14 protein-coding genes are annotated in these 16,922 nt (G+C 45.9%); 8 read left to right on the forward strand and 6 right to left on the reverse strand.

Annotated elements, in window-relative coordinates:
• Positions 1 to 236: 236 nt before the first annotated feature.
• The 4 genes from EP181_RS07830 to EP181_RS07845 all read right to left on the reverse strand — a co-directional run bounded on the left by EP181_RS07830 (position 237) and on the right by EP181_RS07845 (position 7,205).
• The gene (locus EP181_RS07830) at positions 237 to 3,599 is read right to left on the reverse strand and encodes an efflux RND transporter permease subunit (RefSeq protein WP_232023388.1); all 3,363 of its coding nucleotides are present in this window, start codon (positions 3,597 to 3,599) and stop codon (positions 237 to 239) included.
• Positions 3,599 to 4,750 (reverse strand): efflux RND transporter periplasmic adaptor subunit, encoded by a 1,152-nt coding sequence (locus EP181_RS07835; RefSeq protein WP_127471147.1) that lies wholly within the window; start codon positions 4,748 to 4,750, stop codon positions 3,599 to 3,601. The genes EP181_RS07830 and EP181_RS07835 overlap by 1 nt, the downstream gene beginning before the upstream one ends.
• Before the next feature lie 96 nt (positions 4,751 to 4,846).
• Positions 4,847 to 6,199, reverse strand: a complete 1,353-nt coding sequence (locus tag EP181_RS07840; RefSeq protein ID WP_127471148.1) for a TolC family protein — start codon at positions 6,197 to 6,199, stop codon at positions 4,847 to 4,849.
• 283 nt (positions 6,200 to 6,482) lie between these two features.
• Positions 6,483 to 7,205: an alpha/beta hydrolase gene (locus tag EP181_RS07845; protein ID WP_127471149.1), complete on the reverse strand. Its 723-nt coding sequence runs from the start codon at positions 7,203 to 7,205 to the stop codon at positions 6,483 to 6,485.
• A gap of 120 nt (positions 7,206 to 7,325) precedes the next feature.
• Here EP181_RS07845 and EP181_RS07850 point away from each other — a divergent pair, with 120 nt between their 5' ends.
• The 5 genes from EP181_RS07850 to EP181_RS07870 all read left to right on the forward strand — a co-directional run bounded on the left by EP181_RS07850 (position 7,326) and on the right by EP181_RS07870 (position 11,819).
• Positions 7,326 to 8,537, forward strand: coding sequence for a 4-phosphoerythronate dehydrogenase (locus tag EP181_RS07850; protein WP_127471150.1), 1,212 nt, complete (start codon positions 7,326 to 7,328; stop codon positions 8,535 to 8,537).
• Positions 8,538 to 8,725: 188 nt separating this feature from the next.
• Complete coding sequence (locus EP181_RS07855) at positions 8,726 to 9,295, forward strand: DUF302 domain-containing protein (RefSeq protein ID WP_127471151.1); 570 nt, start codon at positions 8,726 to 8,728, stop codon at positions 9,293 to 9,295.
• Positions 9,296 to 9,648: 353 nt separating this feature from the next.
• Positions 9,649 to 10,986: an OmpP1/FadL family transporter gene (locus EP181_RS07860; protein WP_127471152.1), complete on the forward strand. Its 1,338-nt coding sequence runs from the start codon at positions 9,649 to 9,651 to the stop codon at positions 10,984 to 10,986.
• 322 nt (positions 10,987 to 11,308) lie between these two features.
• On the forward strand, positions 11,309 to 11,551 hold the full coding sequence (locus EP181_RS07865; RefSeq protein ID WP_127471153.1) for a type II toxin-antitoxin system Phd/YefM family antitoxin: 243 nt from the start codon (positions 11,309 to 11,311) through the stop codon (positions 11,549 to 11,551).
• Between the two features lie 4 nt (positions 11,552 to 11,555).
• A complete protein-coding gene (locus EP181_RS07870; RefSeq protein ID WP_127471154.1) occupies positions 11,556 to 11,819 on the forward strand; it encodes a Txe/YoeB family addiction module toxin in 264 nt (87 codons plus the stop codon).
• Positions 11,820 to 11,848: 29 nt separating this feature from the next.
• Here EP181_RS07870 and EP181_RS07875 read toward each other — a convergent pair whose 3' ends face one another.
• Positions 11,849 to 12,028 (reverse strand): hypothetical protein, encoded by a 180-nt coding sequence (locus tag EP181_RS07875; protein ID WP_127471155.1) that lies wholly within the window; start codon positions 12,026 to 12,028, stop codon positions 11,849 to 11,851.
• Between the two features lie 123 nt (positions 12,029 to 12,151).
• Between EP181_RS07875 and EP181_RS07880 the strand changes: the two genes are divergently transcribed.
• A complete protein-coding gene (locus EP181_RS07880) occupies positions 12,152 to 13,006 on the forward strand; it encodes an SDR family oxidoreductase (RefSeq protein WP_127471156.1) in 855 nt (284 codons plus the stop codon).
• A 285-nt stretch (positions 13,007 to 13,291) separates the two neighbouring features.
• Here the strand turns inward: EP181_RS07880 and EP181_RS07885 are convergent, their stop codons facing one another.
• Positions 13,292 to 13,789 (reverse strand): FxsA family protein, encoded by a 498-nt coding sequence (locus EP181_RS07885; protein WP_127471157.1) that lies wholly within the window; start codon positions 13,787 to 13,789, stop codon positions 13,292 to 13,294.
• Between the two features lie 129 nt (positions 13,790 to 13,918).
• Between EP181_RS07885 and EP181_RS07890 the strand changes: the two genes are divergently transcribed.
• Together EP181_RS07890 and aroQ are read left to right on the forward strand one after the other, a co-directional pair.
• The gene (locus EP181_RS07890; protein ID WP_127471158.1) at positions 13,919 to 16,198 is read left to right on the forward strand and encodes a protein-disulfide reductase DsbD; all 2,280 of its coding nucleotides are present in this window, start codon (positions 13,919 to 13,921) and stop codon (positions 16,196 to 16,198) included.
• Positions 16,199 to 16,381: 183 nt separating this feature from the next.
• Positions 16,382 to 16,825, forward strand: coding sequence for a type II 3-dehydroquinate dehydratase (gene aroQ, locus EP181_RS07895; protein ID WP_127471159.1), 444 nt, complete (start codon positions 16,382 to 16,384; stop codon positions 16,823 to 16,825).
• The last annotated feature ends 97 nt before the right edge of the window (positions 16,826 to 16,922 follow it).

Genomic DNA, 16,922 nt, shown 5'->3' on the forward strand with positions numbered 1-16,922 from the left:
CCATTACAGGTATTAATAATATTATTAAGCCTCTTGGCACTGCCTTATAAGCGCTTCGCACAAGTTGTCTCTTTTCATTAGGCATAAAAAAAGCCCGGTCATCTTAATTGAGATGACCGGGCTTTTTTTTATGTCTACTTTTAAACTTTTAAACTCTTAAACGCTTGCTTAAACTTTTGCTTAAACCCATTACGTAATCTCACCAGCAATGGGTTTAAGACCGTTTACACTAGGGTTTAATTATTTGTTTTAACCTCTAGGCGTGCGTTTAGCGCATCGCGTTCTTCTTGTTGTTTTACTCCACCGTGCCACTGCCAGATGTAGTACATCAACGGAATGACCAACAAGGTTAAGATGGTTGAAGACAGCGTTCCAAATATTAACGCTACCGCCAAACCACCAAACACAGGATCGGTAATCATAATCATCGAACCAAACATAATGGCCAAAGCCGTCAGTAAAATAGGACGGAAACGCACTTTACCTGCCTCAATCACCGACTCTTTTAGCGACTTACCTTCTTTGCGGTACTCTAAAATAAAGTCAATTAACAGCAATGAGTTTCGCACCACAATCCCGGCAAGTGCAATTACCCCAATCATGGACGTAGCGGTAAAGGCCTGATCGGTTAACCAATGCCCAGGAAACACCCCAATCATGGTAAGCGGAATAGCGCCCATTACAATGACCGGCATCATAAATGAACGATAATACCCTACTAAAATCAAATAGATAAAGATTAGCGCCACAATAAACGCACTGCCCATATCGCGAAACACGTCCAGTGTTAGGCGCATCTCACCGCCCCATAAAATGGTGTATTCCATCACATCATTGGGCTCAGCGGCTACAAAACCAAGGTTGGCAGTATGAAACGTCACTCCCGATTCAGGCAACGTCACGCCGTCCAACATTTTGTCTAGACTTAACACCGCATACACTGGGCTTGAGCGTAATAACTCACCACCAACCATTACCATTTGATGTTGATCACGTCCTAAAATAGGCTTGGCCGCTATCACCTTTTCAATGGTAGCCACTGCCGACAAAGGAATAGACTCACCAGAACGTGATTGCACACGCAAGGTAAGCAACTGCTCGGCCACGGTGCGCTCAGAGCGTGGCAAACGCACAATAATGTTTACTGGCTCACGCACGTTATCAAGGTGCATATACCCCAGCTCAAAACCATTAATGTAATCACGCAACATTTTGCTAACTTGAACCGGTGCGACACCCAATAAATTGGCTTGTTCACGGTCAATGTTAATTTCATAACTTTCCGAATCGGCGGTGACCGAATCGTCTATGTTAATTAAACCGTATACCTCATTAAACTTGCCACCCACCTCTAGTGCAGCGGCGCGCAACTTGTCGTAATCAGGCCCGTACAATTCCGCCATAATTTGCGTAGTAACCGGCGGCCCTGGTGGAGTTTCATACAGTTTAATATTGGCGGTAGGAAACATCTTGCGTAAATCGTTCAACGCCACGTCAAATTGCGACACAATTTGATGCGAGGTGGCTTTACGATGATGCTTATCCACCAAATTAACTCTAATTTGAGCAAAGTTTGCACCTTGCTTAATAAGATCGCCACGCACCAATGCGGCAAAATCAATCGGTGCATGATTGCCCAAATACACGCTATAGTCCATTACGTGCGCTGTATTAGCCAACACATCGCCCACTCGGCGAACCACACGGTCGGTGGCCTCTAACGCTGTACCTTCGGGCAAGTCTACCTGCACCAAGAACGTGCCGGTGTTGTCATAAGGCAACATTTTCACCTCAACACCCGCAGGGTGCAGTGGATTGTTCATCCCGTCGTCGCGTAAAAACTGTAACGCCGGTTGCAGCATAGCACCCATAAGTGAGGCTAAGACCACAAACAAAAATACGTTACGTTTGGTACGGCTTTCAATAAACGGCGTAATCGACTTAACGTACAGCTTTTGCATCCAATCTTCTTTATGCGGATGCGGCTCGGCCATGCTTTCGCGTTCTTGCATCTCTTTAATGGCTTTTTTGCCTAAAAAGCGATACGCGGCGTAGGGCACTAAAATATACGCAATCAATAACGACGCAATCATAGCCACAGGCACGTTAAACGGAATAGGCGCCATAAATGGACCCATCATCCCCGTTACAAACAACATAGGAATAAACGCTAAAATAACTGCGATGGTTGCCACGTTAGTGGGGTTACCAATTTCGTTGGTAGCGCGAATCAACACTTCATCAAATTTTTCGGGGTCAAAGCCGTTGTGAATGTGTCGATGAATGTTTTCGATAACCACAATGGCCGCGTCCACCAACAATCCCAGCGATAAAATTAACGCAAACAAGGTGATTCGGTTAATGGTTTGCTCGGCAATCATGCCAATAAACAGCACCACAAATAAAATTAGGGGCACGGTTAAGGTCACAATACCGGCTTCACGCCAACCCAAAAACAGCACTAAAATAACAATGACCGACAACACGGCAATGCCCAAATGCTCCATTAATAGATTTACCGCTGCATTGGCTTTTTCGCCATCGTTGCGGGTCACGACCACATCTACGTTGCTGGGTAACATACTCAGCTTAAGCATGTCGAGCTTTTCTATAACCGCATTGGCCACGTCTACCGCATTGGTGCCTGGCTTTTTGGCCAAGGCAATGGTCACAGCCGCTTGTTCGCCTTTGGCGTTAAGCGTGCCGTCGGGTCCAAAACCTATACGGGTGTATGCGTCGGCTTCAATTGGGCCGTCCTCAATAGTGGCAATGTCTTTTAAGTAAATTGGGCGACCGGCATCGGTGCCAATAATAATATCACCCACCTCTTTAGCGTTGCCTAAATAACCGTTAACGCGCACCAAATGGTCTTTGTTGTTGTTAACCAATGAACCCACTGGCATCGATACGTTACTGCCTAGCAACATTTCACTAATGGTGTCTAACGACATGCCCGTTAAGGCAATCTTTTGCGCGTCTAGCCACACATTTATGCCGCGTTCTTGGCCACCCACCACATCGGTAAACGACACGCCAGGAATATTACGCAAGTTTTCAACCAACTTTAACGACACATCTCGCAAATCGTAGGCCGTCATGTCGCTTGACGTAATCGCCAAGGTCATAATAGGCACATCGTCAACGTTAATAGGTCTTACCAATGGCTGTTGAGTGTCGGGCGGCATTTTATCGATGTTTTGCATCAACTGGTTGTACACTTTTACCAAGCTATCAACCTGGTTTTCACCCACTTCAAACTGCACCGTAACCACGCCAAAATCATTAGACGCGTAGCCGTAAGTATGATCTACTCCAGGCAATGCACGCATAATGGTTTCAAGTGGCTTAACCGCCATATTGGCGACTTCTTCTGGTGTAGCGCCGCCTTTAGGCACAATAATATTGGCCGCAGGCACAATAATTTGTGGGTTGTACTCACGCGGAGTAATAATGTACGCCATCATTCCGGCTAGAGTAATAGCGATCATAATCATCATGGTGATTTTAGAATGAATAAACGCTTTGGCTAATTTACCGGCAATGTTAAGTTGCGGTTCGGACGCGTTGTGCGCCATCTCTTTATGCTGTTCAGACATCATTACGCCCCTTCAGTCGTCGCGACTGGGCTTGGCTTTTGTGCTTCGCCTTCAACTTCAACCGTATCGCCATTAAGCATGCTTTCGTTGTTATCAATCACAATGCGCTCACCCAACCCTAGGCCTGATTGAATCTCAACCAAGTCGCCCATTGCTAAGCCTGTGCGTACCATGTGAAAAAACGCTTTGTTGTTTTCAAGCACAAACACACCCTCTACACCCACACGATTTACCACGGCTGCTTTAGGCACCATAATGGCTTGACGCTCACCGGCTTTAAAACTAACACGCGCAAACGTACCGCTGTTAACGCTGCCCAACACCGGCAAGCTTAACTTAACGGTGTGAGTACGCGTTTTAGGATTGGCCGAGCTGACCAACGTATAAATTGAACCCACAAAAGCTGTGGCTTGGCCATCAATGATCACCTGTGCTTCATCGCCCGTGCGCAAAGCCGCAAATAAATCTTGCGCCACTTCAGTTTGCACGCTCAAAGACGCCATGTTTTCAATTACCACAATGGGGTTGCCTGGGGTAGCTAAATCACCGGCTACGGCCAGTTTTTCAACAATAACGCCGTCAAACGGTGCGGTTACGTTAGCGTAATTTAATTGCGCACGTGCCTGCTCTAATCCCGATTTGGCCGCCGCTAAATTTTGTTGTGCAACGCTGTATTGCAAGCGCACTTTGTCAAACTGCTGTTTTGACACGGTGTCGTCTTTGTACAATTTGCTAAAGCGATCAAAATCTAATTTAGCGTCTTGCAAACCCGCCGAAGCTTGTTGATACACTGAGTTGGCTTGGGCAATTTGACTGCGAATGTCGCCAGAATCAATGCTAAACAGCAAGTCACCACGCTTAATGCTTTGACCCACTTGCACTTCTAATCCTTTAATGTAGCCCGTTAAACGCGAAGCTATGCGCGCTCTTTGGTCGGGTACGACCGAGCCGGGTACCGTGGCAATTAACGGCACCGTGCCTAAATCGACGGTTTGTACGTTGGCTTTAATAACTTGAGTGTTGGCTTCTTGCGCCACCGGTGCGCTCTCATCAGAACCGCAACCGGTCAAGGTTAGCGACAAACCGACGGCCAGCCCCATGGCTTTTGCCAGTGTCGATAACGACAACTTAGAGGTGTTTTGTGCTTGTTTCATTTTAGTCACTCCAACTTTCTTAAAATTTGTTAAATGTTTTTAAAGGTTTTTTAATGCGTGTTAAACACCGCTGCAATCTACTTTTACACGGCTAAATTACAAACGCGTTACGTCCATGGTGCCGGTTGCCAAACGCAAGCGGGCTTTTTCTACATTGGTTTCGTACTGCGCCCCAACCAAGTCGGCACGGGCTTTGTCTAGCTGAGTTTGGCTCGCCAATACTTCGGTAATGGTGGCCACGCCGTTGTTAAAGCGTTGCATAATTAAACGCTGAGCTTCTTCGGCCTGCTCAACCGCCAATACATCCGCTTGCACTTGCTGTTTGTAAATTTGCAATTTACGCCACGCGGTCATCACCTCTAAACGCGCTTTGTTAGACTCGGACTGAACGGTCGCCTTTTGCTGCGCGGCGGCGGCATTGGCCATATCGACCGAATGATTGGTCACACCAAAATCGGTGATTTTCCAAGACACCATTCCGGCTACGGTATAAGAGCTGCTGCTTAAGCCTAAGTTTTGATCGTTCCAGTCTTGGCGCAACATAATGTTAAAGTTAGGGTAGTAGGCCGCTTTGGCTTCGTCTACCGCAAACTCCGACACATTAGCCTCTTTACGCTTGGCTTCTAATTGTGGATTGTCGGCCAAGGTTAACCCTACCAACTCGTCCATCGATTCGGTGGGCAGACTTAAATCTTGACGCGCACCCACGTCTAATGGCGCACCAGGCTCCATGCTCATTAACATTCTTAAGTTGTCTAGGGCAATTTGCTCTTGGCCTTGGGCTTTCATTAAGGCCACACTGGCGCTTGACTCATTTACCTGGGCGCTTAAAAACTCCGAGCGCACCAAAACACCTTGTTCTACCAAACTTTGGGTGGTTTTTACAAAACTTTGAGCGGTTAATTTAGCTTGTTCGGCCACAGCGATGTATGCGCGCGCGGCGTGCACCGATTCGTATGCCTGATAAATGTGATAGGTCAGCATTTGTTGCACCGCCACGTTGCCTTGGCGCGCTGCTTCAATCATGGCGGCAGCTTGATTTTCATATGACGTAACAATGCCGCCATTGTAAATGGGCACCAGCATTTCTAAGCGCGTGTTAAAGTCGGTGTGAGCGTCGGGATCGTTTAACCTTTCAACAATAAAATCCTCTTGCACTACTTCACGCTGTTGCAACTTCATCCCAAACACATTTAAGGCATTATTTGAGTTGGCGGCGGTAAACGAGGCGGTTATTTGTGGCAAACGGCTTGATTGCGCCTTGCCCAAAGCCGATTGCGCTTGTTCAATACGCGCACCACTTACCCGCATTTCGGGGTTTTGACTGAGTGCGTTGTCCACACACATTTTAAAATCTAAGGTTTGCGCCAAGGCCGCTGCAGGCATTAAACACGACAACGCCATGGCCAGGACCGTTAGTTTTTGTTTAAAAGGTTTTTGGTGTTTCATACGCACTCCACAAAATGAGTTTTAAAAATGTAAAAGAGAATTGGGTGGTTTATTTGCCTGTGTGTCCAGGATCATTTATGGGTCTATGCATGCTTAAGTAAGCCCACGTTTTCGTACAAACGCTTAACACAAACGCTTAATTTGCTAACCATATCCATAATTAGGTCATAACTCAAGCTTATTAAAATATAAGAATTTTCTTATATAAAGTTGGGCATTATAAGACTTTTAACATATAAGTAAATTCTAATATGTAAATCTAAGCTTAAAAGACCTTACATTTTTAATAAATTGCCAGCACGGTGTTTTTTAACCAGACCAATTCACCGTGAAAAAAATGGCTGGCTTTGCCACGCCAATACACGTCGGCCATCATCGTGTGGTTGTCGTTATGAGCGGTGTTGGCGCTCATAACCCAAGTTAAAATAGCCTGCGCATTCACCACTTCGTCTTGCCCGCCCTGAATCACCACCCAGGGTACGTCTTGCACGTGCAATCCATTAAAATCATACAAGCCTACGGGTGGCGCTACGGTGCAGATGCCTTTTATAAACGGCTTATAATCGTTTAACCAGGCCTGGTTAAGTGCCTGCAAGGTAACGTAACTGCCAAACGAAAACCCCGCTAACACAATATGTTCGGCCTTAAAACGCTGACTTGCCCAACTTAAAACAGCCGCCAAATCGTCTTGTTCGCCCGCGCCATGATCGTGCAAGCCGCTACTTTGCCCCACGCCTCTAAAGTTGTAGGCGACGGTGATGTAACCCAAACTTAAAAATGCGCGTTCTAACGTAGTGATTACCTTATTATTCATAGTGCCGCCGTATAAAGGGTGCGGATGACTCAACACCACCAACTTAACCAGGCCTGGTGATGATGATATTTGTGCTGCCGCAGTAAACTCCAATGCATCGGCTTTAGGCTGTTTGCAACGCACTTCGATGGCACCGACCGCTCCGTTAATTAAGACCGTATTAATGCCGCTTATTGTTTCTAAGTTTTTCATTTGCCACTCCAAAGTTAACCAGGCCTGGTCACATTAAATTAACGTACAAAACGCGTACCCATAAGCGCTAAAGATGTCGTACCATATTGGCTCTAAAATTTGTTACCAAGGCCACGCAACATGTCACATACAACGCCCCCCGTCACGCCCTCTACAAAAACCATCATCATCGACGACGCTGTGCCCTATGCGCAGGCCATGTTTGGACACTTGGGAAACGTGATTACCGTACCCGGCAAAGACATTACCGCGCACACCGTGCAAAACGCCGACGCGCTTATTGTGCGCTCGCGCACTCAAGTCAACGCCGAGCTGCTGCAACACAGCCAAGTGCAATTTGTGGGCAGTACCGTGGTGGGGTTAGACCACATTGACCAGGCCTGGTTAACGCAAAACAACATTACGTTTTACAGCGCCCAAGGCTGCAACGCCAATTCGGTGGCCGAATTTGTGATAAACGCGCTGTTTGAGTTAGCCCAACACAACCACTTTGACCTTAGCCAAAAAACACTCGGGATTATAGGGGTAGGGCACGTGGGCAGTTTATTGCACCAAAAAGCCCAAGCTTTAGGCATGACTTGCTTGCTTAACGACCCGCCACGCGAAAGAGCACTAGAAAGATCACGTGAAAATTCACGAGAAAAAGCGCCATTAAACAGCGCGCAATCCACTCATCTTGAGTTTGTCGACCTTAACACCGCCTTAAAAGCCGACATTATAAGCTTTCACACCCCGCTCACCTTAAGGGGCGTGGACGCCACCTACCACTTGTTAAACCAACAACGTCTGGCGCACATAAATCCACAACAAATTATTGTTAACGCCGCACGCGGCGGCATTATTGACGAAACTGCCTGGGTCAACACCCCCACGCAAGCCAATATTATAGACTGCTGGGAAAACGAACCCCATATAAATCCCGCACTCTACCAAACCGCCTACTTGGCCACGCCGCACATTGCTGGCCACTCGTTTGAAGCCAAACTAGCCGGCAGCACCATGGTATACAACGCCCTGTGCCAAGCCTGGAACATTGCCCCACAAACCCACTGGCAAACTCATTTACCCCCTGCCCCTGCCGTAATTCACCCCAAAACCACTCCATCGCAAACGGTGCAAAGCGTGGTGCAACAGGTGTTAAGTGCCACACATAACGTGCAACACGACGACCAAGCCATACGTAAGAACAATATAACCGACACTTATAACGCTTACGAAACCTATCGCCGCCACTACCCCGTACACCACGAATGGGTCAAACAACGCTTTACCACCACCGGCAACCAACAAGCCGACAACCTATTGACTTTACTAGGGTTTACCAAACTATAACGCACTCAAAAAACCGTAAAATAAGTGCCCCCATGCACTCACGCATTAGCGTATAAGAATCTGTTAATAAAATAATATTATTACTCAACAAAAAAAATCACATTTTCTTTTGTTGCACTTAGGAGTAACCTTGTTAACAAATTTGGTTAGCCCAACTTTTACACCCAAAATAACAACGGAGAAAACACATGAAATTAATCACACTATTTAAAGCCGGTATTTTAGCCGCCGCCGTCACCACCCTATCAGGTTGCGGAACCATCAACGCCATTGGCAACCTAAACGAAGGCGCAGGCGGCACATTTATGGAAGTTTGGGACAAATGGGTTGAAGCCGAAGGCGACATCGCTGACGCCACCATGTGGGAAGTAAAAGTTGAAGAAGGCGTAAAACTAGAAGACGTTATCGACGCCATCAATGCCGTAGGCGTTAACCGCAACATCAAAAACGTAGGCGAACTACCCTTGTCAGAAGAGCTTAAAGCCCGTGGCGTAGCGTCTGGCGTTATTCACGTAATGTCATTCTGCAACCCAGAAACTGCGCGTAAAATGATTGACTTCTCTCCTGCAATGGCCGGATTTTTACCTTGCCGCGTAAACATTGTTGAAGAAGCCGATGGCCTACATATCTACACTATGAACATGGACATGGCCATTAAAATGGGCAAAAAAATGCCACCTGAGTTGTTAGAAGCCACTTTAGACGTGCGTAACACCATGTGGGAAATGCTAGAAAAAGGTGCAAAAGGCGAGTTCTAAGCCTTTAACCAGGCCTGGTTAAAGCATTATTAATAACGTTATTAACATTGTTATTAACCTTAACCAGGCAAAAAACCGCCTTTAATCGTTACATTTTAAAGCGCGGTTTTTTTATACCTAATATTTATACCCTACATATTAACCCTTACTTAAAAAATGCGTATAATCGCCCGAAAAACCAATCTTATGGGCGTTAAGCATTAGTAATGTCTAATATAAGAAATTAATCGTATTAATCAGTCATTAAATTTATTTGATTATCCAAACAAATAAAATTAATGCATAGTGGCAACCGAATCAAAGACAGACCACCGTCTGTTACAAACAACAACAACAAAGTGAGTCAAAACAGCATGAAAAAAACTAACCTAACAAAAACCAAATTAGCTTTAGCCATCGCCACCGCGGCCATGATCTCTACTCCAGTACTAGCCACCAACGGTGACACTTTAATTGGTTTAGGCGCACAAGCTCGCGCACTAGGCGGAACAGGAACAGCCGCATTTTTTGGTTCAGAAAACGCATTGACAAACCCAGCATTGCTAGGTAAATCGCAAGGTACAGAGTTTTCGATTGGCGGAACTTTGTTTAAGCCTAATGTAAAAGCGACTAGTAATGTTGCAACAGCAGTTTCAGCTGCTTTTGGCGTGCCTGGAGCAACTAATGACCCAGTCTCTCAAACCAGCGACAATGACACTAACGTAATTCCAGAAGTATCAATGTCAACCCGCATTAACGAAAACCTAACATTTGGTCTAGGCATGTTTGGTTCTGCTGGTATGGGTGTGGACTATCGCGATACTGACGCACTGTTTAATGGCTACAGTAACCTACAAATTATGAAGTTTGCCCCTACTCTTGCTTATAACGAAGCTAATTTTGGTATCGGTTTTGCACCAGTTATTCAGTATGGCTCACTAGATATTAATTATGATACTGATGGTGATGCAACTAATGGCGGCCAAGGAAACGGCATGTCGACTGACCTAGGCTATGGCTTTAACCTAGGGGCTTATTTTGATGTCACCAAAGACTTTACTCTTGGTTTAGCTTACCAATCAGCTATTTCAATGGAATACAAAGATCAAGTTTCTGTTGCAGCTGCCGGATTTGGCTTACCTCAACAAGGTGTTAACCTAGGCGACAAACTAGAACAGCCCGCTGAAATCAAAATTGGTGCGGCTTACACTATGGGTAACATTATGTTGACTGCAGACGCCAAGCAAATCAAATGGGCGGATGCTGAAGGTTATAAAGACTTTAATTGGGAAGATCAAAATGTATTTGGTTTAGGCGCTAAATACACTGGACAAGGTTACTGGGTTGGCGCGGGTTACAACTTTGGTTCTGATCCAATCAAAAAAATCAACGACAATACTTATACTGGCCAAGCTGTTGATTTGTTTAACAACCACTTCTTCCCAGCCGTTGTTGAAAGCCACATTACCTTTGGTGGTGGTTACAGCTTAACTAAAAACATGATGATTGAAGGTGCAGTAGTCTATGCACCAGAAGTCACTAAAACCGTTAACACTTCAGCTGTAAGTGCAGGTTTAGCATATCAAGGTGCCATTGATGATGGGCAAGATGCTGATGTTGCTGCTGGTGTTGCAGGTTCTGTTGGTGGAACGAGTCACGAAGTCAACCATTCACAAATCGGTTACACTGTTGCTCTAAAAATGAATTTCTAATTTAACCTTTCGTTAATTTAGAACCTTCAAAAGCCGCGTTAGTTTTTCTAACGCGGCTTTTTTTATACCCAAATTCCGTGAAACTCTTTTATACCATGCAAAAAACCATCGTCATGCCGTGCCACGACACGGCATCTACACCGCACGCCCAACACGTATTAGATTGCGGGTCAAGCCCGCAATGACAAACGTCTACAAACCAACCAAAATAAATGGGTCAGAGTCAAAATAAAAGAACATCCACTTTTCCTTTTCCTAATATACATTTCTATTTAAGCCTGCTATATTAAGATGCGATAACGTACGTCATAAAGGAGGCGTCATGCCAATACTCAATAGCACTCAAGCGCGTGCAAATTTTTATGGCTTACTTACTCAAGTCAATGAATCGCATGAACCCGTCACCATTACCGGTAAAAAGGGCAATGCTGTATTGATTGCTGAAGAAGACTGGCAGGCCATTAATGAAACCCTTCATTTATTGTCGATTCCGGGTTTACGTGAATCGGTGATTGAGGGGTTGCATACCCCGCTAGATGAATGCAGCACCGAGTTAAACTGGTAGCCTTATGGTTTGGCAATTGGTCTATACCAAACAAGCACAAAAAGATGCAAAGAAACTGGCCGGCAGTGGTTTAAAAAATCAAGCCCAGCAATTATTGGCACTGCTTGAACAAGACCCATTTCTTACGCCACCGCGCTATGAAAAACTCGTTGGTGATTTGCAAGGAGCGTATTCAAGGCGAATTAACATCCAGCATCGCATTGTTTACCAAGTACTTGAAGCGCAGAGAACCGTTAAGGTGCTGCGCCTTTGGACGCATTACGAATAATCACCGCTTAAAGATGAAACCCCCTAACCTCAAAACCAATAAATAGGGTCAGCAATAAATGGCGCCATGCAAAAACCCATCGTCATGCCGTGCCACGACACGGCATCTTTACCGCGCGCCTTAGATTGCGGGTCAAGCCCGCAATGACGCATCTGCAAACCAACCAGGCCTGGCATCTCCTGCGGCTTTAAAATAGTCTGTAAGCGCAAGGTTCAACCATTTTCAGGCCTCTTTTGACGCTTTAACCGCCTTAAACATCTTTTTTTTAACCCGAGCCTTTTTTGTTTTGGGCTTTTTGTGCATACTAGGCAAAAAATAAGGGGCTTAAAAGCATGTCAAACATTTTAATTGTGGGTTGTGGCGACATTGGTTGCCAGTTAGGAACTCAATTAACCGCTCAAGGCCATAAAGTATTTGGTCTACGTCGCAACATTGCGGCCTTGCCCGATTGCATTACGCCCATAGGTGCCGACTTAGCGCAACCTTTGCCCGCCCTGCCGCAAGACATCGACTATGTGTTTTACATGACCTCAGCCGGCAAATACAAAGACCCTGCGTACTATCAAGCCTATGTGCAAGGCTTACGCAACACCTTAAACGCTTTAAAACTGCAAACCACGCCCATTAAACGCCTGTTTTTTATCTCTAGCACCTCGGTATTTGGTCAAAGCGATGGCCAAAAAGTCACCGAAGCCAGCCCAACCGTTAGCAATAATTTTTCGACCAAACGTATTTTAGAAGGCGAAGAGTTGGCGTTAAGCAGTGATGTCGCGACCACCATTGTGCGTTTTGGCGGTATTTACGGCCCTGGCCGCACCCATTTAATTGAGTTGGTTAAACACGGCAAAGCCCATTGCATGGACGACGTGTGGAGCAACCGCATTCACTCGGCCGATTGCGTAGGCATGTTAATGCACCTAATGCAGTTAAACGAAACAGCCCCTGAGCAAGTAGAACCCCTTTACATTGGAGTAGACAACCTACCCACCCTGTCGTGTGACGTGTACAACTGGATTGCCGAACAACTCAGCGTACCCGAAGTGGAATACAACGAACCCACCGAAAACTCACGCGTTCAACGCAGCAACAAACGTTTGTCTAACGCCAAAATCCGCGCCACCGGCTACGAGTTTATATACCCCACCTACCAAGACGGCTACCAAGAAATTTTGGAAGATTATTTGTGATTGCCTCTTAACAGCACACCACGATAAAACCAAGTAACGTAAATTTTTCAAGCTAAGCAACGCAAACCCGTCATACCGTGCCACGACACGGCATCTACCGCGTTCTTGGCAATAGATTGCGGGTCAAGCCCGCAATGACAAGTTATTTTATTTACAAATCAGCCTGTCAAGCCAAGTAACTTAAATCCGTCATGCCGTGCCACGACACGGCATCTAACACGTTCTTGGCAATAGATTGCAGGTCAAGCCCGCAATGACACGTTATTTTATTTACAAATCAGCCTGTCAAGACTTCTTCGAATCGTCCTGCGCGGGATTTTCTAGTTCACCTTCAATAACATGACCTTTGCTGGTGTGTTTGAGTTGTTTTTGGCTGTTGTGTGTTTCACTCCATTGCCCGTCGTAGTATTGGCCTTGGGTGCGGCTTTTAAAGCGATAGGCTTGGCCTTGCATGCTTTTTTTAATAAAGTACTGGCGCACCGGTGTAATTAAAAACAACACCCCAACAGCATCGGTAATAAGCCCAGGTACAAACAGCAACAACCCGCCTATAAATATAAACACACCTTCTAACAAAGCATCTTGTGGGGCTTGGCCTTGCGCCATCGCTATTTGGGCTTTTTGCATGGTGGCCAAACCTTGACTGCGCATTAACGCCAATCCAATAAACGCGCTGGCCACCACCCATAAAACGGTGGTTAACGCGCCAATGGCACCGCCAACCTGAATCAGTACATAAAGCTCAAGCAATGGAATCAATACAAATAATAATAAAATTTTCATTTAACGGTCTCTTTGGGTGTATTTGAGGGTAAAATCATGGACTAACTTTGACTTTATGGCGTTATTACTTGCAACCGCATCGGTAAACAAGTGGTCACCATAAACAAAACCTATGCGCGAGAGAATACCATGCGAGCAATACCTGCTAAAACACTTTTTAACACCTTTTTAAAAACCTTTGTTTTAAGTTTTTGGGTGTGGATTCAACCAGGCCTGGTCAACGCCAGTGACGATTTATTAGAAGTGGATCAAGCGTTTGCACTGCAAACACCGGTCGTTCAAGACGGCAAAATTAGCGTTACCTGGGACATTGCGGACGACTACAAACTTTACAAAGACAAAATTTCGGTTACTGCCGACACACTGAGCTTAAGCGAACCGAGTTTTTCGGCCAGTAAAGCGTATGACGATCCGCTATTTGGTAAAACCGAGGTATTTTCTAAGCGTGCCATTATTACTCTGCCTTACCAAAGTACAGCCTCACAAACAGCCAACTTAACCATTAAATACCAAGGCTGTGCCGACAAAATTGGCGTATGTTACCCACCGCAAACCCGCACTTTAAGTGTCACCATTCCGCCACAAGCGTTAAGCGTTGCCTCTGCCGCTCCATCGTCTAATGGATTTTCGTCGTTAGGCGATTTAAACAAATTGCTTACCGGCAACAGCAAACAAGCCGAGCTATTGGACGCCGATGCGGCATTTGCGTTTACCACGCAAATTAACAGCAACGGTCAATTGGTCGCCACTTGGAACATTGCACCCGATTACCATCTTTATAAAGACAAAATTAAATTTAGCGTTATACAAGGCAACGCCACATTGGGCGATGTAGAACTGCCCAAGGCCACCCAAATTGACGACCCATTATTTGGCAAAACCGAGGTATTTCATGGTCAAACCAGCGTTATTTTGCCCATCAGCGCATTAACCGACAAGGCCACCATACAAGTTGAGTTTCAGGGATGTTCTGCCCTGTTAGGCGTGTGTTACCCGCCCATGAAAAAACCAGTGGATGTATTGGCCGGGCAAATCAATACACAAACTACCTCTACGCCTGCGACTTCTACAGCCAAAAGTGATATTAATTTTTCGGAAGGTTTGTCTGAAACCGACCAAATCGCCGACACCCTAAAAAACAGCAGTGTGTGGATTGTAATCGCCACCTTCTTTATTTTTGGTTTACTGCTGGCGTTTACGCCGTGCGTGTTTCCAATGATTCCTATTTTATCCAGCATTATCGTCGGTCAGGGCGACCAGTTGACTACGCGCCGCGCCTTTACCATGTCGTTAGTGTACGTGCTGGCCATGTCGGTGACTTACACGGTGGCGGGCGTATTGGCCGGTATTTTTGGTGAAAACTTGCAAGCGGCGTTTCAAAACCCATGGATTATCGGTAGTTTTGCAGTCATCTTCTTACTGCTGGCGCTGTCGATGTTTGGCTTTTACGAACTGCAACTGCCCAGCCGCTTACAAACCAAACTGGCTAATTTATCCAACAAACAGCAAGGTGGCACCTTAACCGGCGTGGCCATTATGGGCTTTTTATCGGCCTTAATTGTGGGCCCTTGCGTTGCCCCACCTTTGGCGGGTGCGCTGATTTACATTGGTCAAACCGGTGATGCCCTTCTGGGTGGCGTGGCCTTATTTGCCATGAGTATGGGGATGGGCTTGCCTCTATTATTACTGGGCACATCGGCTGGCAAATTGCTACCGCGCGCGGGGGCATGGATGGATGGCGTTAAAGCGGTGTTTGGGGTGATGCTGATTGGTATTGCCATATGGATGCTTGAACGCGTGGTTCCGGCCGAAGTAACGCTGTTAAGCTGGGCACTGTTATTGATGTTTTCGGCCATTTACTTGGGCGCGTTTGAATCAACGCAGGCCAAGTCAGGCTGGTTTAAACTGTTTAAAGGCCTAGGATTGGCGCTGTTTATATACGGTACGCTTATTTTAGTGGGCTTATTGGGTGGCTCTAAAGAGATGATGCAGCCGCTTAAAGTGTTTCAAGGCGGCGCGGGCTCAGCGGGTGTAACGCAACAAAGCCAACACTTAAGCTTTAAAACCATTAAAACCGAACAAGAGCTTGACGCCGAACTGGCCAAGGGTCAACCCGTAATGTTCGACTTTTACGCCGACTGGTGCGTAAGCTGCAAAGAGATGGAAAAATTCACCTTCTCAGACGCCCAGGTGCAAAATGCTTTAGCGGGTGTAACCCTGCTTAAAGCCGACGTCACCGCAAACGATGCCGCCGACAAAGCCTTAATGAAACGCTTTGGCTTAATAGGCCCACCGGCCATTTTGTTTTTTAACGCACAAGGTCAAGAACAAAAAGCGCAACGAGTAATAGGCTTTAAAAAAGCCGACGCCTTTTGGTTAATGTGCAAACCGCGTTACCGCAATAAATAAACACCTTAACCTTTTTTACTAATTTAGCGACTTTAACCAGTTTAGCCACGTTTGCCGTCAATAACGACGGTACGTGACTATTACTGACATTTACGGTTTTTTAGTGTCTTTTGCATACAGTAATATAGAGTAATGAGGTTAGTTCAGTTATAATTTTGCAATTAACGTAATTTGGATGAGGTTATGCTAGCAACCATTTTGGTGATAAACGGCCCCAATTTAAACATGCTTGGCCGACGCGAGCCCGAAATTTACGGCCACCAAACGCTTGGCGACATTTTAGAAACCCTAGAAAATCTCGCCGAAGACTACAACGTAGGCCTGTTTGATTTTCAGTCTAACGCCGAACACGAAATTATTAACCGCATTCACGAAGCGATGATGGACGGCACCGACTACATTATTATTAATCCAGCCGCCTTTACGCACACCAGTGTTGCCATTCGCGATGCATTAGCCACGGTAAAAATACCCTTTATCGAAGTTCACCTTTCAAACATTCACAAGCGCGAACCCTTTAGAGCGCATTCGTATTTTTCAGATTTAGCCGACGGTGTCATTGCCGGACTGGGCGTAATCGGCTACGAGCTTGCATTAACCGCCGCCGTTGAAAAACTAAGAACGTAGTCAAACACTGGTTTAAAAGCACCGCGCAAAACCAGTAACCAACCAACAGACACTTTATTCTTAACCTAAGAAAGCGAACCAAAAACATGACTCATTC

This window comes from Thiomicrorhabdus aquaedulcis (assembly GCF_004001325.1).
GTDB lineage: Bacteria > Pseudomonadota > Gammaproteobacteria > Thiomicrospirales > Thiomicrospiraceae > Thiomicrorhabdus > Thiomicrorhabdus aquaedulcis.